This window comes from Duncaniella freteri, assembly GCF_004766125.1.
Classification (GTDB): Bacteria; Bacteroidota; Bacteroidia; order Bacteroidales; family Muribaculaceae; genus Duncaniella; species Duncaniella freteri.
The window spans coordinates 564,379-583,148 of sequence record NZ_SJSA01000001.1; the positions used below are offsets into that span (position 1 = coordinate 564,379).

At 49.1% G+C, this 18,770-nt stretch carries 15 protein-coding genes; 4 read left to right on the forward strand and 11 right to left on the reverse strand.

Going from position 1 to position 18,770, the window contains the following annotated elements:
* The 7 genes from EZ315_RS02490 to EZ315_RS02520 form a co-directional block, all read right to left on the reverse strand.
* The gene (locus tag EZ315_RS02490; protein ID WP_135470321.1) at positions 1-3,459 is read right to left on the reverse strand and encodes an AsmA family protein; all 3,459 of its coding nucleotides are present in this window, start codon (positions 3,457-3,459) and stop codon (positions 1-3) included.
* On the reverse strand, positions 3,456-4,340 hold the full coding sequence (locus tag EZ315_RS02495; RefSeq protein ID WP_135470323.1) for a DUF5715 family protein: 885 nt from the start codon (positions 4,338-4,340) through the stop codon (positions 3,456-3,458). Before EZ315_RS02495 ends, EZ315_RS02490 begins: the two co-directional genes overlap by 4 nt.
* Complete coding sequence (gene queC, locus EZ315_RS02500) at positions 4,340-4,990, reverse strand: 7-cyano-7-deazaguanine synthase QueC (RefSeq protein WP_135470325.1); 651 nt, start codon at positions 4,988-4,990, stop codon at positions 4,340-4,342. Before queC ends, EZ315_RS02495 begins: the two co-directional genes overlap by 1 nt.
* Positions 4,991-5,028: 38 nt before the next feature.
* Positions 5,029-5,496 (reverse strand): preQ(1) synthase, encoded by a 468-nt coding sequence (queF, locus tag EZ315_RS02505; RefSeq protein WP_135470326.1) that lies wholly within the window; start codon positions 5,494-5,496, stop codon positions 5,029-5,031.
* A 21-nt stretch (positions 5,497-5,517) separates the two neighbouring features.
* Entirely contained in the window at positions 5,518-6,813 is a 1,296-nt protein-coding gene (tyrS, locus tag EZ315_RS02510; RefSeq protein WP_135470328.1) for a tyrosine--tRNA ligase, read from the reverse strand.
* 81 nt (positions 6,814-6,894) lie between these two features.
* Positions 6,895-8,094: a pyridoxal phosphate-dependent aminotransferase gene (locus tag EZ315_RS02515; RefSeq protein ID WP_135470330.1), complete on the reverse strand. Its 1,200-nt coding sequence runs from the start codon at positions 8,092-8,094 to the stop codon at positions 6,895-6,897.
* A 79-nt stretch (positions 8,095-8,173) separates the two neighbouring features.
* Positions 8,174-8,605, reverse strand: a complete 432-nt coding sequence (locus EZ315_RS02520) for a DUF695 domain-containing protein (RefSeq protein WP_135470332.1) — start codon at positions 8,603-8,605, stop codon at positions 8,174-8,176.
* Positions 8,606-8,700: 95 nt separating this feature from the next.
* On the opposite strand from EZ315_RS02520, the gene lgt reads away from it, so the two are divergent.
* Genes lgt through EZ315_RS02540 form a run of 4 tightly spaced genes read left to right on the forward strand, consistent with a single transcriptional unit; the run spans position 8,701 to position 11,929 of the window.
* Positions 8,701-9,570, forward strand: coding sequence for a prolipoprotein diacylglyceryl transferase (gene lgt, locus EZ315_RS02525; RefSeq protein WP_135470334.1), 870 nt, complete (start codon positions 8,701-8,703; stop codon positions 9,568-9,570).
* Between the two features lie 47 nt (positions 9,571-9,617).
* Positions 9,618-10,637, forward strand: a complete 1,020-nt coding sequence (pheS, locus tag EZ315_RS02530) for a phenylalanine--tRNA ligase subunit alpha (protein WP_135470336.1) — start codon at positions 9,618-9,620, stop codon at positions 10,635-10,637.
* Positions 10,638-10,643: 6 nt separating this feature from the next.
* Positions 10,644-11,294 (forward strand): endonuclease III, encoded by a 651-nt coding sequence (gene nth, locus EZ315_RS02535; protein ID WP_135470338.1) that lies wholly within the window; start codon positions 10,644-10,646, stop codon positions 11,292-11,294.
* The gene (locus EZ315_RS02540) at positions 11,294-11,929 is read left to right on the forward strand and encodes a trimeric intracellular cation channel family protein (protein WP_135470340.1); all 636 of its coding nucleotides are present in this window, start codon (positions 11,294-11,296) and stop codon (positions 11,927-11,929) included. The genes nth and EZ315_RS02540 overlap by 1 nt, the downstream gene beginning before the upstream one ends.
* A gap of 101 nt (positions 11,930-12,030) precedes the next feature.
* On the opposite strand, the gene EZ315_RS02545 is transcribed toward EZ315_RS02540, so the two are convergent.
* The 4 genes from EZ315_RS02545 to EZ315_RS16840 all read right to left on the reverse strand — a co-directional run bounded on the left by EZ315_RS02545 (position 12,031) and on the right by EZ315_RS16840 (position 18,748).
* Complete coding sequence (locus EZ315_RS02545) at positions 12,031-13,590, reverse strand: RagB/SusD family nutrient uptake outer membrane protein (protein WP_135470342.1); 1,560 nt, start codon at positions 13,588-13,590, stop codon at positions 12,031-12,033.
* A gap of 21 nt (positions 13,591-13,611) precedes the next feature.
* Complete coding sequence (locus EZ315_RS02550) at positions 13,612-16,800, reverse strand: SusC/RagA family TonB-linked outer membrane protein (RefSeq protein WP_135470344.1); 3,189 nt, start codon at positions 16,798-16,800, stop codon at positions 13,612-13,614.
* Positions 16,801-17,023: 223 nt separating this feature from the next.
* On the reverse strand, positions 17,024-18,157 hold the full coding sequence (locus tag EZ315_RS02555; protein WP_135470346.1) for a TlpA family protein disulfide reductase: 1,134 nt from the start codon (positions 18,155-18,157) through the stop codon (positions 17,024-17,026).
* A 456-nt stretch (positions 18,158-18,613) separates the two neighbouring features.
* A complete protein-coding gene (locus EZ315_RS16840; RefSeq protein WP_262709749.1) occupies positions 18,614-18,748 on the reverse strand; it encodes a hypothetical protein in 135 nt (44 codons plus the stop codon).
* Positions 18,749-18,770 lie beyond the last annotated feature (22 nt).

The following is an 18,770-nucleotide window of genomic DNA, read 5'->3' on the forward strand; positions in this document are numbered from 1 at the left end:
TTATCTCCTTTTCTTGATTTTCTTATTTTTCTGAAGCTGCGGTGCCATAGCTGCAACGGTGTCGGGTGCAGGTATCAGCCCCTCACGTATGAAATAAATGGAGTCGGCTCCTGAAATGGTATCACCTTTCAGGTCATCCTCCATGACTGCCTGCCCTATCTTGGAAAAGTCCATCTGGCGTATCTTAGCATTACGCACACCACGGCTGAACACATTGCGTATCTGCTCTACGAGATTGACTCTTGTGGTGTCGGCTATGGATATGCTCTTTGCCATATTCTTTTCATTGAACTTGGCTCTGCCCAGACGTATCTTCATATCGTCGGGATTGCCCGAAACATTTATGCCGAACTTGAACGGAAGTGGCGACTTAAGAACGGCAATATGATATTTGAAGTTCATCGCCAAGTCATTATTTCCCATCACACCAAGCTTATAACGGTCAAGATTGAACATGAACGGGAACATCTGCATCTGCGAGTTGTCAACAATCATCTCCACTGTCATGCTGTCGATCATATTGTGGGTCTTATCCTTGAAAAGGAGCCACTTGCCTATAGTCCTGAATGTCTCTTCATCCATGACAACAAGAGAGTCGCCCGAGAGCTTCACAGCAGCCTTGAGAGACGGAATGTCAAGATTCATCGCAGTATCGATACGCGTGGTGGCGGCTATGTCGGCATTTATCACACCGTCGATACCATGGAGCATAGGCATAAGGGTGTCGAGCGACGGTACAAGATCAAGGAACTCACGGATACGGAATCCTTTGACATACATTCCGAACGCAAAGGATGCATCATACTTGGTGGGTGCGGTGTAGAGGGCGTTGAGATTGATAGAGCCCACATCAGAACGCGCACCGAGCCGTGACAGGTTGAGTGCGCCGTCAAAGGCATTGAGTGTGCCACGGAAATCCCTGAAAGCGAGATCGGAGTATATGATATTGCGTGCCCTGACATTCAGCTTAGCCTCAAGATTGGCAGGGATGATGAGCACAGAAGCTGAGTCGGAAGCCTCAACAGCAATATCCACCGACGATTGAAGCGCGCTTTCGTCAGAGTTCTCATCCATATGTGACATCCCTGCCTCTGTACCGCTGTCGGCAAAAGCTGCCCCGGCAAACACTGCCTCGGCTATCTCATTGACATTTATGGTGTCACTTGTGAGATTGAAATTGACTTTAATTGACTGGGAGCCTCTACGCGATGTGAGAGAGCGACTTATATTGGAAATGTAACCTTCAATCCTGAAATCACTCTTACCGACATTGACGTGTGTATCGTGTACAGCTATCGAATCGGTAGAAAAATCAAGGTCAAGACCGCTTATGCGATTACGCAATGGGAAAAGAGGTGTGAACACCCTGACTCGCTCCGCATGAAGGGAACCGTTGGCATCCCAGTTACGAAGTATGCGACGAACGGAATTGTCGACCTCGATTTTTTCACGCACGGATTCCGGCTGTGACACAGCTGCCGAATCTCTCTTTACACGTTTGCGGGATGCCCTGGCTATCGCCCGGCTCATAGCCGATATGGAATCATAGGTAAGATCCGGGAACAGACGGCGCAAAGAGTCGATGCGGGCACGCCGGCGTTCTGCCGCAGGTGTCGATGACGGATGCACCGTGAGCGACATGCGGGCATCAGAAAGCATGGCACGATTGACACGGTCGCCATACAATGCCCCTTTGGTGGCTATGTCAAGCCTGAGCTGCGGACGACGCTTCTCCCCCTTGTAACGGAGCAATGCCCCTCCGATGGACGCATCACGAAGGTATATGCGAGAGGAATCCTCCGATGCACGCAACGAAAAACGCTGAGCGGATATCCTTCCTCCTATCGGGTTGATGGCAGTGGTGTCAATGCTCGAAGCCGTGTTGCGGCAACCTACCCCCATGAGAAGCCCACGACCCTGCATATCCATTCCGTCAATGGCACACGAGATTGTGTCAACCTTAAGTGATGCGGTGAGGAGGGAATCCACCATAGCCCCACCGTTAACAAACGAAGAGTTCGTGCCAAGACGCAGCTCCACACTGCGTGCATACACACTTGCCGGCATGTCAGGCATATCCATCTCCAATCCGGTAAGAACAGCGTCGCCGGAAAGAAGGACACGATGGAAGTTTTCGCGTGTGAGATAACTTTTACGAAAATCAAATGTGCAGTCGGCAACGAGCCTTCCCTTAACATCATAAGGGAGCTTGGCAAGAATAATCTTCGGAAGATGCTCCACATTGAGACCTCCACGAAATGTTCCTGACACTTTCGCATCGGAGACCACATCCGTGACAGTGCCTGTGAGCGAGAATCCCATACCCTCTCCTTGTGCCACAAGGCGGGATATATTGAGCACTGAATTATCGGGCTTCACGCCATCAATCACAGCGTCGGCCTGAAGCTCAAACTGCTCCAGCTTCATACCGTCGTATGAGGCTGACCCCTTAGGCACGCTGACATTGATTTCAAAAGATGGTATCGAATCCACTCCCAGGGCGAACGGACCGGTGAGCTTAAGCCCAATGCCCAATGCCATGTCGGACTCCACCTTGGCAAGCTCGCCACGCATACCGGTAGGGATAACATCTATTATGTCACGAAACCGGGTAGGAGGGAGCGTGAGGTCAAATGACTCAAACATGAGTTCGTCCTCAAAATCCACTGTGGCATTGAGCGTGACAGAAACGTCACCTACCGCCAACCGGAAATCTTTCAGCGATGAGCGCAGGGGATGGCTGGCAGACCAATTGATGTCACCACCCATTCCCACCTGTAGACTGTTGACAACAATCTCGGAAACCGATGCTGATGTAAGCCCCTCGACAGAAAGGGAATACACCGGAGCGCCATCACCCTTAAGCCGCGTTGTGGCAAGGTTGACAGCAAGATCCATAGAGTCGGGGATGGAGACGTAACGTATGGGGAATCCTCCCTCTATCTCGAATGTGCCCATTGAGAAATCGGGTATCTCCAACGGTCCATCCTTAGAAGTGTCCTCCGCTGATGCCGGAAATATATCAAGGCTCCAAGACTCCGGCGTAGCCTGTATGAGATTGACCTCAGGAGAGGTGATAGTGATATCATAAAGAGAGATGTTTCCAACTAAAAGAGCCGGAATATTGACTGCGGCTTTCAGCCTGCCTACCGACAACAGGGAATCGGCATAGACAGGAAGCGTCATCCTCACATCGGAATGGAGCTTCTCAAAAGCCTTGGTGCGCACATCCAATCCCTGTACATCCAGATCAAATCGCGGGAAGGTGCTCCAGAAACTTATATCGATACGGTCGATACCCACCTCAGCATTAAGATACTCATTGGCATACCGCTCTACAATCGGGGTAAGCTTCTCGGGCCTGAGATAGTTTACGGCGACTGTTATCACTGCCAACAGGAGCAGCACTACCGCAAGTATTGCCAACGCAACAACTTTAGCTATTTTCTTGATATTCATTCTGTGTCAGGTTTTCTTGCTGTGATATGGAAACATGGCTGTCCCACCTCGTACTTGACCCATATCTTATTCTCCTCACGCATAGCTTTCAGCACTTCGGAGAGTATGCCTTTGAGGTCGTCCACGCTACGTGCTGGAGATGGGGATGACGCCACGAACGAGGCGTAGGAGATATCAAACGTAGTGCCAAGCTGATGCACCGACGAATCGACAGCATTACGGTTGCGGCGGCGCAGACGCTTGACCGTGTGAGGTGTGCGAAGCAGGCTCGTCACCTTTATGCGGTAGTCACCGCCACCGCGCGCCGCTATGGTGTCACGGAACCTTTTTCCGATCTCCCTCAATGTTCCGGCTGCCTGCGGGACAAGATAGGGGCGGGAATATATGAGTGTGTCAAGAAAATAGTCGGCACACGTAGTGACCTTGACTATCGGCCGGGCAATCTGCCAATGGGAACGGGTATCGGTGAGCGGGCGTATACCGTAGCGGGCAGCCTCCTCCCAATGAATGTAGTTGGAATCATTGAAGAAAGGGCGCAAGTTGCCGAAATAATTTACCTTTATACGCTGAGTGGGTTCGGGCATCTTGTCGAGATGGCGCATATGGAAACTCACAGTATCCATGCGTTCAAGATCATAGACATCCGTCCCTGAGAATATCTCTACCACAGGTGCGTCCTTTGCATCATCCTTAACATCCATCCCGGTCTCTATCCCAACACTCTCCCCTACCGGACCTTGAGAGGGCAAAGGCACACACATCACCACACACATAGCAAAGAAAAGCAGCGTAGGCAATATCAGCCTAAGCACTTTCAACAGACTGATGTGACGCCGCCTTTCTCTTTTACCTGTATGTCTCTTAGTATCTTTTTCAGTCATTAATCATCATTGAGTACAATGCCCGCATATCTGAGGGCTTCGGCACGCTCTACACATGTGCCGCATTTACCGCAGTGTTTCTCGCCACCTTTGTAGCAGGAGTATGTAAGCGAATAGTCAACTCCAAGCTCCTTGCCGCGCCTGGCAATCTCACCCTTGGATAACGAAGTGTAGGGTGCGAAAAGCTCCAGGTGTTCATAGGTGCCGTCGGCTATGGCGGCACCCATAGAACGGATGAATTCCGGACGGCAGTCAGGGTATATGGCATGGTCACCGGAATGGTTGGCAATCATCACTCCTGCAAGACCACGGCTCTCGGCAAGCCCGGCAGCCACAGCAAGCATGATACCGTTACGGAACGGCACAACCGTCGACTTCATGTTCTCATCGTCATAACTTCCTTCCGGTATAGCATCCGCCCCTTCGAGAAGAGAGCTGCTGAAATGGCTCGCCATGAAGGTCAGATCTATCTCGATCCATTCTATGCCAAGCCTCTCGCAATTAAGGCGCGCATAGTGGGCCTCCCGCCTGTTATGGTTTGACCCATACTGGAATGTCACGGCTGCGGCTATCCTTTCCCTATAATCATAGAGCATAGTCACTGAATCCATCCCTCCTGAAAGTACCAACAGATATTCTTTACCTTGCATAATCTTTGAAATCATTATAAGTATGAACTTTACCCGGTTTACTCATTGGGGAAGGAGGCAAGCAGCCTTGACTTCACAAGTCCCTGATGCTCGTCATCGCCCCAATTGGCGAACGGATGTATGGCAATGCCACCGCGAGGGGTGAAAATGCCTTTGACCTCGATATATTTCGGATCCATAAGGCGTATCAGGTCCTTCATTATTATATTGACACAATCCTCATGGAAATCTCCGTGATTCCTGAAACTGAAAAGATAGAGCTTAAGGCTCTTGCTCTCCACCATCCTCTCTCTCGGAATATAGGAGATGAGTATCTTGGCAAAATCAGGCTGACCGGTCTTCGGGCAGAGTGATGTGAATTCCGGACATGTGAACGTGACAAGATACTCGTTGCCCGGGTGCTTGTTGACAAAAGCCTCAAGCACCTCGGGGGTGTATTGGTCAGGGTATTTTACGTGTGTGTCACCAAGGAGTGTGACACCGTCCAACTCATTGGATGTACGCATACGCAACGGTGTGTCGTTTTATCAATCAATTACTTTAAGCAGGAAATAGTTCTTCTTGCCGCGCTGCACAAGGATATACTTGTCATTGAGCAGCATGTCGGCACTCACAGGTGCGTAAGCGTCAGAGATCTTCTCTTTGTTGATGGACACTCCGCCACCCTGCACCATCTTGCGCATCTCTCCCTTTGAAGGGAACACTGCGGCATGGTCAGTGAGCAGGTCGGCAAGCTTGACACCTTCGGCAATCAGGGAACGTGATATCTCAAACTGAGGCACACCCTCCATTACAGCAAGCAGAGTAGCCTCGTCGATCCTGTGGAGTATCTCACCCGCCTTATTGCTGAAAAGTATCTGCGAGGCCTCCACCGCCATCTCATAATCCTCGGCAGAGTGCACCATAGTGGTGATCTCCTTGGCGAGACGCTTCTGAAGAGGGCGCAGCCCGGGATCCTTTGCCTGCTCCTCGACAAGAGCCTGCACCTCTTCGCGGGTGAGCTCAGTGAATATCTTGATATACTTCTCTGCATCGGCATCCGATACATTGAGCCAGAACTGATAGAACTTGTAAGGAGAAGTGTAGCGCGGGTCAAGCCATACATTTCCGCTCTCGGTCTTGCCGAACTTACCTCCGTCAGCTTTTGTGATGAGCGGGCAGGTAAGAGCATAAGCCTCTCCTCCCACAGTACGGCGTATCAGCTCGGTACCTGTAGTGATGTTTCCCCACTGGTCGGAACCTCCGAGTTGCAGACGACAGCCTTTCTCCTTATAAAGATGCAGAAAGTCGTAGCCCTGGCAGAGCTGATAGGAGAACTCGGTGAACGACATTCCCTGCTGCGATTCACCGCTGAGACGCTTCTTTACCGAATCTTTCGCCATCATGTAGTTGACAGTGATGTGCTTGCCTACATCGCGGATGAAGTCAAGAAACGAGAAATTCTTCATCCAGTCATAATTGTTGACCATCTCGGCGGCATTTGGTGCGGCTGAGTCGAAGTCAAGGAACTTGCTAAGCTGATTTTTGATTGCCTCCTGATTGTGACGAAGGGTCTCCTCGCTGAGAAGCTTACGCTCCTGACTCTTCATTGAAGGGTCACCGATCATACCGGTGGCACCGCCTACAAGAGCTATAGGCTTGTGGCCGGCACGCTGGAAATGCTTAAGCATCATGACACCGACAAGGTGTCCTATGTGTAGAGAGTCAGCTGTAGGGTCGATGCCGAGGTATGCCACAGTCATCTCTTTCTTGAGCTGTTCATCGGTTCCGGGCATCATCTGGTGGATCATTCCACGCCAGGTGAGTTCTTCTATAAAATCCATATATTTATGGTAAATATTTTAAACTGCTCGTGCGCGGGACGGGGATCGCCCCACCCGCGCACAAGTGGAAATTAAATTCTTTTACTTCAACGCTGCAAAAGCTTCTGCCATCCGGCGGAGAGCCTCGCGGATATTGTCATCGCTTGTGGCATAGCTAAGGCGTATGTAGCCTTCCATACCGAAAGCACCGCCATCAACAGTAGCCACATGTCCGCTCTCAAGGAGATACATAGCGATATCGGCTGACGATCCTATCTTCTTGCCGTCGGGGGTTGTCTTGCCAATATATGCACTCACTTCCGGGAAGAGATAGAATGCTCCGGTGGGACGGTTCACCTTGAGCCCGGGTATCTGTGAGGCAAGCTCCACTACGAGGTTGCGTCGACGCTCGAAAGCCTTGTTCATCTCTGCCACACATTCCTGCGAACCGGTATAAGCAGCCTCTGCCGCCTTCTGCGCAACTGACGATGCATTGGAGGTGTACTGTCCCTGAAGCTTGTTTACAGCCTTGGCGAGCCACAGAGGAGCCGCGCTATAACCGATACGCCATCCTGTCATCGCGTATGCCTTGGATACACCGTTTATGATGATAGTGCGGTCAGCTATCTCGGGGAACGACGCCATTGAGGTGAAAGAGCCTGTGAAATTGATGTGCTCATATATCTCATCGGCAAGAACAAGTATCTGAGGATGCTTTGCAAGCACACTTACCAGCCCCTGGAGCTCTTCACGTGAGTACACGCTGCCTGTGGGATTGGACGGTGAGCAGAGAAGTATCATACGTGTTGCAGGGGTGATGGCTGACTCAAGCTGTGCAGGGGTGATCTTGAAGTCCTGCGAGATGTCGGCTTTGACTTCTACAGGCTTGCCCTCGGCGAGCTTGACCATCTCCACGTAGCTTACCCACGCAGGCATAGGGATAATCACTTCATCACCCTTGTTGATGGTTGCAAGAATCACATTGCACAGAGCCTGCTTGGCACCGTTTGACACAGTGATCTGCTCCGGGGCATAGTCAACGCCATTCTCATTTCTGAGCTTGTCGCTTATAGCCTTGCGAAGTGACATATAGCCGGGGACCGGAGTATAGAAAGTGAAATTGTCGTCGATCGCTTTCTTGGCAGCCTCCTTGATGTGGCGAGGTGTCTCGAAGTCAGGCTCTCCCACTGAAAGATTGATCACATCAACGCCCTGAGCCTTAAGCTCATTGCTCTTCTGCGACATCGCCAAAGTGGCTGAAGGCGCAAGCGCGTTTACACGCTCTGATACGTGAGTACACATATGATATATACTATATTTTGGTCTTGTGGTGCAAAGGTAATGTTTTTATCTGAGACTATCAACCGTAACACAAACGAGTTCAGTCAAACCGGATCTCGGCTTGCGTCATTTCGTCGTATCCTTCCCATCCTGGATCGTTCTCACAATACACGGTGATAGGCAGAAGAGGGAACGGCTCAAGAGCCTGATTGAGCTTCTTGCCGAAGATGTGGGTCGACACCGAATAGAACACCCACTCACGCTTGCCGTCGCCGGTGAATATGCCGGTAAGGATCGCCACAGGGTCCTTCCTGAACTCGGTCTGCAAGGCTTCCTGCACCTGCTCCATAAGTTCCGATGTCGCTGTGTCGGGCATTCCTGATGCATCTCCCGTGTAATTCCATGAAACCTCAATACGGATACAAAAACGCGGGTTGCTGCGAAATTTTGCCACATCCTTGTTGCCTGTCACCATTATGAGATGTCCGTCCTCGCTCTCTGCCGGGGCTGTCCACCAAGAATCTTTTTCCATAAAACTGCGTGTTAATTTAAGCAAAATTACTGAAGATTTTTGATATAACCCACGATTGTAACTAATTTTGTGAAAAATTTAACTCGACTTTCGCAATGCTTGATTTCATCACATGGACGGCTGACCCTGTGTGGTTTCATATAGGTCCGCTCGCCATACGCTGGTACAGCCTCGCCTTTATGGTGGGATTTCTTGTAGGATATGAGATTGAAGCCCGTATATACCGTCATGAGGGCGCACCAGAGCGATGGCTCGGCATACTACTTATGTGGACTGTGGCAGGCACCATAATCGGGGCACGTCTGGGTCACGTGTTTTTCTATGAATGGGACATGTACAAGCATAATCCCATAAGTATCCTTTACGTCTGGCACGGAGGTCTGGCAAGCCACGGAGGCACCATAGGTATAATAATAGGCGTGATCCTTTACTCGCTCATCACCACCAAGCGCAATCCGTTATGGACGTTCGACAGGCTTGTGATCCCGGTGGCACTTGTAGGAGGCCTTATCCGACTCGGCAACCTCATGAACTCGGAGATATTCGGTCATGCCACAACTTTGCCATGGGGATTCATGTTTCTGCGCTCCCGGGAATGGAACGAACTCTATTACGGTCAGGCGTGCCATCCGACCCAGATCTATGAAGCTCTCTGTTACTTCTCTCTCTTCGCCGTGCTCATGTGGATGTACTGGAAGAAGAATGCAGAGGAGCGTACAGGACTGATATTCGGAGTATTCCTGACAGGCATATTCCTTCCTCGTTTCCTTATAGAGTTCATAAAGAATGACCAGGTTGATTTCGAGGCGACAATGGCTCTGAATATGGGACAATGGCTAAGCATACCATTTGTGCTCATAGGCATCGGACTGGTGATATACGCCATGCGCCGTCCCAGAATCAGAATTGATTTCCCTGACCGCTTTGCCGACGAGGATGAGAAACCTCGTAAAAAGAATAAATAATTAGCAGAAATTTCGCTAAATTTGCACAGAATTTTTGACAAGAGAATATGATTGACAAGATAAATCAGCTCAAAGCTGAAATAGAGGCAGTCACAGCCGCAAATATTGATGAGGTAGAAGCCCTCCGCATAAAATACCTGAGCAAAAAAGGTGCGATAACATCTCTCATGCAGGATTTCCGCACCGTGCCGGCAGAACAGAAACGTGAGCTCGGGCAAAAGCTCAACGAACTCAAGACTATTGCAACCGAACGTCTTGCCGCCCTGCGCGAGGCACTTGAGAACAGCGACACCGTCGACTCGGATCTCGACCTCACTCGCACAGCAGCCCCGCTCCCACTCGGTTCACGCCATCCACTGTCGCTTGTCAAGGACGAAATCATAGCCATATTCTCACGCCTGGGGTTCACTATCGCCGAAGGTCCGGAGATCGAGGATGACTGGCATGTGTTCTCCTCGCTCAACTTTGCAGAGGATCATCCCGCACGCGACATGCAGGACACATTCTTCATCGAACACCACCCCGACATCGTGCTCCGGTCACACACATCATCAGTGCAGTCACGAGTAATGGAGAGCAACCAGCCTCCGATACGCATCATATGCCCCGGACGAGTGTACCGCAACGAAGCTATCTCGGCACGCGCACACTGCTTCTTCCATCAGGTGGAAGCTCTGTATGTCGACGAGAACGTGTCGTTTGCCGACCTTCGACAGACACTCCTCTACTTCGCTCGTGAAATGTTCGGACCTGAAACCAAGATACGCCTGCGCCCGAGCTACTTCCCGTTCACCGAACCGTCAGCAGAGATGGATATCTCCTGCAACCTCTGCGGAGGCAAAGGATGCTCATTCTGCAAGCACACCGGATGGGTGGAGATACTCGGATGCGGAATGGTAGACCCCAATGTGCTTGAGGCATGCGGCATAGACTCCAAGAAATACACCGGATTCGCACTTGGCATGGGTGTGGAGCGCATCACCAACCTGAAATACCAGATCAGCGACCTGAGGATGTTCTCGGAGAACGACCGTCGATTCCTTGAGCAGTTCCAGCCTGCACACTGATAACAGATGACAATAAAGGAAAGATACCGAAGGGTGCTTGATCTGTTTGAAGCCGCCATGCCGGTGGCTGAGACGGAGCTTCATTACGACAATCCTTACCAGCTGCTTGTAGCCGTGATACTCTCGGCGCAATGCACCGACAAGCGTGTCAACATGATCACCCCTGCCCTTTTCGAAGCCTACCCTACCGCCGAATCCATGGCGACAGCGACCGCGGAAGAAATCTATACTTACATCAAGAGCGTATCCTATCCCAACAACAAGGCAAAGTCACTTGCCGGAATGGCACGTATGCTTGTCGAGAAGTATCATGGCGAGGTGCCATCGGATATCGACAGCCTCATGGCTCTTCCCGGGGTGGGACGCAAGACTGCCAACGTCATTCTCGCCGTTGTGTTCAACAGGGCTGCCATGGCGGTTGACACCCATGTGTTTCGCGTGAGCGAACGCATAGGTCTCACCACCGGGAGCAAGACACCCCTCTCCACCGAAAAGGCACTCGTAAAATATATTCCTGAAGAAATAATCCCCAAGGCTCACCATTGGCTTATATTGCACGGCAGATATGTGTGCAAGGCACGCCGTCCTGAATGTCTTGACTGCGTGCTCACAGAGGTGTGCCGATATTATCAGAAAAATACCGGTAAAAATAATTAATGGAAGCAACCCTGCTTTTTATTATTGAAGTCATCGGCACACTCGCATTTGCTGTCAGCGGCATACGCCTGGCTGCCAAAAAACATTTCGACTGGTTCGGAGCCTATACCATAGGAGTAGTAACCGCCATAGGTGGTGGAACCATCCGTGACCTCCTGTTGGGAGCCCCAGTGTTCTGGATGTCGTCATGGATGTATCTCACAGTCACCGGACTCGCATTCATCATGGTGGTACTTTTCAAAAAAGTGCTCACATCCGATTCTCGTTCGCTCTTTATGTTTGACGCTTTCGGTCTGACCCTATTCGTGATCACCGGCATACAGAAGAGCCTTCTTTACGGCTACCCGATGTGGGTGGCTATAGTAATGGGCATGATCACAGGCTCATTCGGAGGCATAATGCGCGACGTGCTCATCAATGAGGAGCCACTATTTTTCCGCAAGGATATCTACGCCACCGCATGTATAGCCGGAGGGTTTGTGTACTGGGCGACATGGATATGCGGCGGCGATGACCTGCTCCGTCAGTTGCTTTGCGCCCTCACTATACTCATCCTCCGATGGGGTGCGCTACGCTACGGATGGCATCTGCCTGAAATGAAAGAAGGGACCGCCTTCCGCCGCAACCGGAAGTGACAGGCAATCACAGGAAGTAATAACAACGCGACGGCTGAACTTGCTGTTCAGCCGTCGCGTTGTTATCATTGGTTCACTATAGACCTACCCGAGCTGTGAGACTAAAGTTTATCATATGGAGCATAAGTGTCATAATCGAGTGCTATACCCCACTGAGGATTGTATTTGAGGATAGCATTGTCGATATTGATATGATTAAATACCGGTGATGATATAGGCGCGCTGTACTCCTTGTCGCCAATCCTATGTACAATGGTCTGTTTGCTCCAAGGTTTGCCGTTATCAAAGGCATAGCGTTTGAGGTCAACCGTACGCTGGAAAGATGCTATGTGCTGTTCGCGTCGACGTTCATTCAGAATCTCATTGAGAAGCTGATCCTGATCAAACGAACTACCTCCAGGAAGATCGGTGACAGATCCTGAATAACGGTACTTACGTAAAGTGTTAAGACTAGCCAATGCATCCGTGATATTCCCGGTTCTAGCCTCCGCCTCCGCCTTTTCAAGAAGAATTATAGGATATGTCAGACCTGTAGTAGTCGACATATTCTCTCGTCTGTAATAGCTTATCTGTATTCCGTCGTCGTAGGTCTCGTCACCGACCTTTTTCTTAAAACCTTCGTCAGCAAGAGCAAAAAGGTCCCAACGTTTATCAGTCGATTTATCAAATATCGACTTCCAGTCATCAGAGGGATAAAAACGCAAAGGTGATCCCCCATAGGCTGACGGACGATAAAGAAGATTCTCTCTGTTTTCAACCATATCAAAGCTAAGGTCCGGACCTCTGAACTCCATGTATACGCGCGGATCAACCCCAGGAGCCGGATCTATCTCTGATATCTGCTCATAGTAGAAGTCATTGAAGTCATATATGAGATTATCGACCGATCCTTTGGCTGCAAGAGCCAGCCTCCACGCTTCCGAAATGTCCGAAAGCATATCATTCCAATTACGCATATACATATGATACTCTGCACGCAGCGCATAAGCGGCAGTCTTGTTTGCCCGGGCTGCGTTCGGGGTGAAATCAGGTGCATTCGCACAAGCGAAATCAAGGTCGGACTTCACCTGTTCAAACAATTGGGCTGTTGTAGCGAGAGGACCGTTTGACACAATAGGGTCACCACTGGTGCGAAGCGGAATGCATGGGGTATCATTCGGACCGTAAGGATCATACATAGGACCGTAAGTAAGAGCGGCATTCATATATATCCATGCCCTTCCTGCCATAGCCTGGGCTATCACTCCTCTGGAATATTCATCATTGACCCCTAAATCATTGATTCCGTCAATGACATTGTTGAAATATGCAACTGCACCATATATCCCTGACGACCAAAAAAACGGCGTGACATTAGGCTGCACCAGTCTGTCATAGAATACATAGGCTGAAAGGACCTCCAGGTTAGGATGGCTCGGTATGTACTGATAATGAGCATGATTATAAGACAGGCACAGATTATCGCCCAATAACGCATAACAGCAACCGCTGTTGTTGTCCATCATAAAGTATCCTATAGTCTTGTCATTATTTAAAAGGTTCTCAAACTGTGATACCTCAGTGGGGATCATCTTTCCAACCGGCTTAACATCCAGATAGTCATCACACGATGTTGCCAATACTATAAATAGCAAGAAGATTATATGCTTGATAGTTTTCATAATTGTATCGTAGATATGTGATTAAAAGCTGAAACTCAGTCCCACATAATATTCCGCAGAACGAGGCAGCACCGAAAAACCGGCATTAGACGAAGCTCCTACCCCATTGCTGTAGTCCATCTCCATTGTCTCGGGATCGATATCGACACCTTTAGCTGTGATACGGAACAGATTACGTCCCTGTAGGTATATACGTGCCTCGCTCATACCGATACTGTTGATCAGCGATCGGTCAAATGTATAGGCTATAGTAAGGTCTCGGAGCTTGGCATAACTTGCATTACCAATATTTACATCGCAATACGGAAAATAGAACAGGTCACTGTTCCAAGAACTCAGAGCCGGATATATGGTATGATTCTCGTCGCCAGGTTTCTGCCAACGCTGTGCCACAAAGCGGCTGTTTATGTTAGAACCCTGGAATACATCCTTACGATACTTGTGACCAAGCTTGGCAATGAACATAAACGAAAGATCCCAGTTTCTGTACTTTAACGCATTTATAACTGATAGCTCGGTCGTTGGAACCGCTGTCCCGAGATATATAATATCATCGACATTGGCATTCTGTGCATACTTTACATCACCATCCTTACCATAGACCGTGACCATTCCACGATCATCTATGCCTGCAAAATTATAACCGAAGAGTCCGAACATAGGATGTCCTGCCGCATGTATAGCCTGACTCCATGCCCATGATGTCGGATAATTGCGTGCTACATTATATTCCACCACTTTATTTTTGTTGAAACTCATATTGAACATTATGTCCCAGCTGAAATCAGAACTGCGCACAGGGGTGCCGTGAAGCGAGATTTCCACGCCACGGTTATCAATCGCGCCAAGATTCCTGGTCATGCGGGATGTACCTGTGGTGGGATCGGTCGCATCCGCAGCAAGTATATCGGTCGACTTCTTGTAATAGTAGTCAAGACTGATGCCGAGACGGTTGCCGAACACATCAAAGTCCACACCCACATTAGTGGTCCTGGTCTTCTCCCATCGCAAAGAGTTGTTAGGGAATGATGATATGCCATTTGACACACCTCCTGTAGTGGGATTAAAACTTCCTGCTGAAAGGATCAGATAAGGCCCCTCGGAAAGAGAAATGTTTCCGTTGACACCATACGATGCCCTGAGATTAAGCCTGTCGACCCATCCGGCATTAAAGAAATCCTCATTGGCAATCTTCCATGTGCCACCCACAGACCACAAAGGTTTGTGACGGTACTTTGGATCGGTACCGAAGAAGTTGGTGAGGTCCTCACGCACACTCCCGCTCACAAGGTAACGGTTGTTGAACTCGTAGGAACCATTGAAATACCATGACACGAAACGATTGTCACGCAAAGAGTATTCACCATATTCAGGATAGAAACCTGCCGAACCACCTATCATATCGCTATTATATGTGCCGCTTGCAAGGTCCTTTATATTCACCGGAGAGAATGACCCTGCCGTGCTGTTATATCCGAAACGTGTGGCATATTGATTATTGTCATAGGATATGCGGCGCACCTCATTTCCGGCGAGCGCACTCACACGGTGCAACCCAAAGCTCTTGGAATAAGAGATCTGTGTGCGCAGTGTCCAGTCCTCGCTTGTATAACGAGTCTCATTGACAGCATCGCCGTCGGGGATGTAATGATTGGTGGGATTGCTCATCGAGGTCGAACTGTTGTAGGCATTACGCATCACATAACTGCCTGAGCCGAAGATGGCGCGATAGGTGGAATTGGAACGATTCCAGTTACCTCCGACCTCAGCATACAGTCCTTCCATTATATTGAACCGCACAAAGCCGTTGACTCGCGCCCCGAATGTCGCAGTCTTATTATATGAATCATACGAATCCTGTATGGGATTGTAGTACATATCCTTTGAACCTGCAATCCCGTCATAAAGCTGTTGAGACGCGTAGGACAAGGGCGTGAGATTGGTAAGATTGCCGTTTGCATCCATAAGCCGTGAATATGGCTTGATGTACTGACCATAGTTGGTATAGGTCTGCCATCCGGTGTTGGGTGCATGCGAGCGCGAGTAAGAGATACTGGCTCCTACCCCCACGGTCAGGAACCGGAACGGCTTCCACTCGTTGTTAAGGTCAATGATAACGCGGTTGGAATGGGTGTTGATGAATGCCCCCTTTGTATTGGTGTAATTGACTGCAAGGTTGTAACGGTTGACCGACGAGCCTCCGCTTATGCCAAGATTGTGGGTCTGAGTAAGCTCGGTACGGAACATATACTTTTTCATATCGGCAAGAAAGTCATTCTGACGCAGAGCCTCGATACCGGCATTGTACTCAGCGTCGCTAATCATTCCTGCCTTATTTTTTGCTATAAGGGTGCTCACCTCGCTCATAGTGCCGCGATTGGCTATGGTAGTGCCTCCGGGGTTCTGGTTGTAAAGCTCTATCTCAGCGTCGATATAGTCGCTTGCACCAGCCATATGCAGATAATCAAGATCAGGCTTCGGGAGCACCTTAAGTGAGCCTCGATAGCTCACTTTCATCTTGCCTTCCTCACCCTGCCTGGTAGAGACGATGATCACACCGTTGGCTGAACGTGAGCCATAGATTGAAGCCGCCACAGCATCCTTAAGTACTGTGATGTTGGATATATTGTCGGGGTTAAGGTCAGAGAGCTTAAGTTCGGTGGGATAACCGTCCACGACAACAAGCGGATCAGTCTCGGCATTGAGCGTTGCTCTGCCACGTATGCTCATGCTTCCGTCCTTATTGAGAACCACACCTGCCATCTGCCCTTCAAGACGGTCAGCAAGATTGGTTGCAAGTTTGGACTCAAGTTTCTTGGAGGAGATTGTGCCGAATGATCCGGTTGCCCTCTCCTTGCTCAGAGTGGCATAACCTGTCACAATCACTTCCTCAAGACGGTTATCGTCATCCTGGAGCCTTATCTCCACAGGTCCATTTATCATTGAGATCGCCATCTCCACAGGGCGCATTCCTATGTAGGAGACATGAATTTTCCCATCCTTCTTTGCAGCTGGAACTTTAAGGGTGAATCTACCATCAATATCCGTTGCCGTAGCGTTGGATGTGCCGGATACCGCGACTGTCGCTCCCGGCAACGGTTCTCCGTCATCGGCCAGTACCGATCCTGTTATGACCACAGGATTCTGCGCTATGACTGCCGAAACAGTCACAAGCACAAGCAGCAAGCTTGCAAATAATCTTTTAATCATGGTAAACAATTAATGAAATGTGATAATTTAGAAAGGATATCTATAATTATTAACAATCATCTAAAATCCCACTCTTTAAATTAATAATTATAGCTTTTTGCCAAATGTAGTGAAAAAATCACCCCCCCCAATTATTTAACATTCATTAACTAATATATAATATAAAGTCCCGCTACCGAATTCCGATAGCGGGACTATACTTTAGGTGAAATAACTGAGTGGACTATCGTGCAAGAGCGTCATTGATAGCCTCGCGCACGGCATCGCCACGCAGGTGCTTGCGGAATATAGTTCCGTCAGATGCAATACATATGATGAAAGGAATGCCGTTGAAGCGATATGTCTTCATGGTCTCCTTACCGGAATCAGGCGCAAGAAGCTGCTCCCAGGGCATGTTCTCTGACTGGAGGGCTTTTAGCCAATCCTCCTTTTCACTATCAATGGACACGCTCAGGAATGCAACCTTATCATTATCCTTGAAATCCTCATATATCTTTTTGAGCTTCGGAATCTCCGCACGGCACGGTCCACACCAGCTTGCCCAAAAGTCAACTATCAGGACTTTGCCCTTGAATGCACTGAGGCTCATCGGTTTTCCATTTGCAGTATGGAAAGTAAGATCAGGAGCCGGGGCTCCGATCGCCACAAGATTTTCACGTGCCTTGCGCTCGTCGCGCTCCTTGCGATAGGTCTGAGCCACCTGCGAGCCCGGATTAGCCTTGATTATGGCATCGAGAGTCTCTTCCATAAATGCAGAATCCTTGTCGGCGGAAAGATATGGGAAAAGAGCTATAACACTTGTGAGAGGTCCGTTGTCGCTTATAATCTTGCGGGCATACTCGCCGTCCACATTACCTGCAGCATCGATAATAGATTTGCATACTGCCACCTTTCTGGCTTGAGGAAGCCGTTCGCTGTGCACAAGGCTGTAGATATCCATTGATCTCTTATGGGACTGGGCACTCATAAAGTTAGCCCAGTTCATGATATCATTCTTCGGACCGCCATTTATATGTACAGGTTTTGAAGAGCGGGCTCCACCTTTTTCTGTACTCAAGCCCTCAAAATCCACATTTATATCTTCGTCCTCAATCCACACAGCCGCGCGCTGATAACGTCCGCAGGCAAGTGTGTGTATGCCTGCCTTCTCCACCGGCAGAGTCAATGAGTATGAACCGTCGGCATTGATGGGAGCCTCTCCGACCTTTTCTGACGAAAAGTCACCAGGTCTGGTCAATGATATTTTATCACCTGATTTGAAGTTCCCTACTTTTCCATGCACTGTCACAGAATTCTGCCCTATCATCACCATAGGCAACAACAGCATTGAAAGAGCTGATAACAAAGATTTTCTCATGTCCCGAAATTAGATTTATGATTGATAAGATTGTAGTGTTGACACTCATTTTGCCAACTATTCGTCCTGCCAAATGTACTAATTATTTTCACCTGCTGGCAAGCAATTAAATCTTTTTAACCAAAAGGTGAGATTATCAGCAGTCATTACATGCATAATCCGCGGATAAGAAATGTCATTGCCGACATTCTTATCCACGGATTATCCGTTGTTATGTTTATTCAAATTATGGAGTTTACTGTTGATATATCCCTGTCATATACGGATTTACCACATTACATTGTTATGTCCGTACATAAGGACAGCCGCTTCACGATACGCATCGCGCACACGGCGATATACATTAATAAGTTTCATTGTTCTTAATTTTGTGAGGACGCTCGCAATGAGCGACCTCTGGTTTTTAGGATGAACCTGACATCCCTTCAAAAAGTTAGTTGAAATAGAGCAGCTTTCTTAGGCCTGACGACAGTTTTCTTTGTTGACGTGATGGATGCTGCAATCGCCGGTGGTGCGGAAACTTTCTGACTCCGCAATGTGGTGAAGAACTTTCTTCACATCGGCACGGAAAGATTTAAATGATACAGTCATAAGCAGAATTTTTAATGGGTTA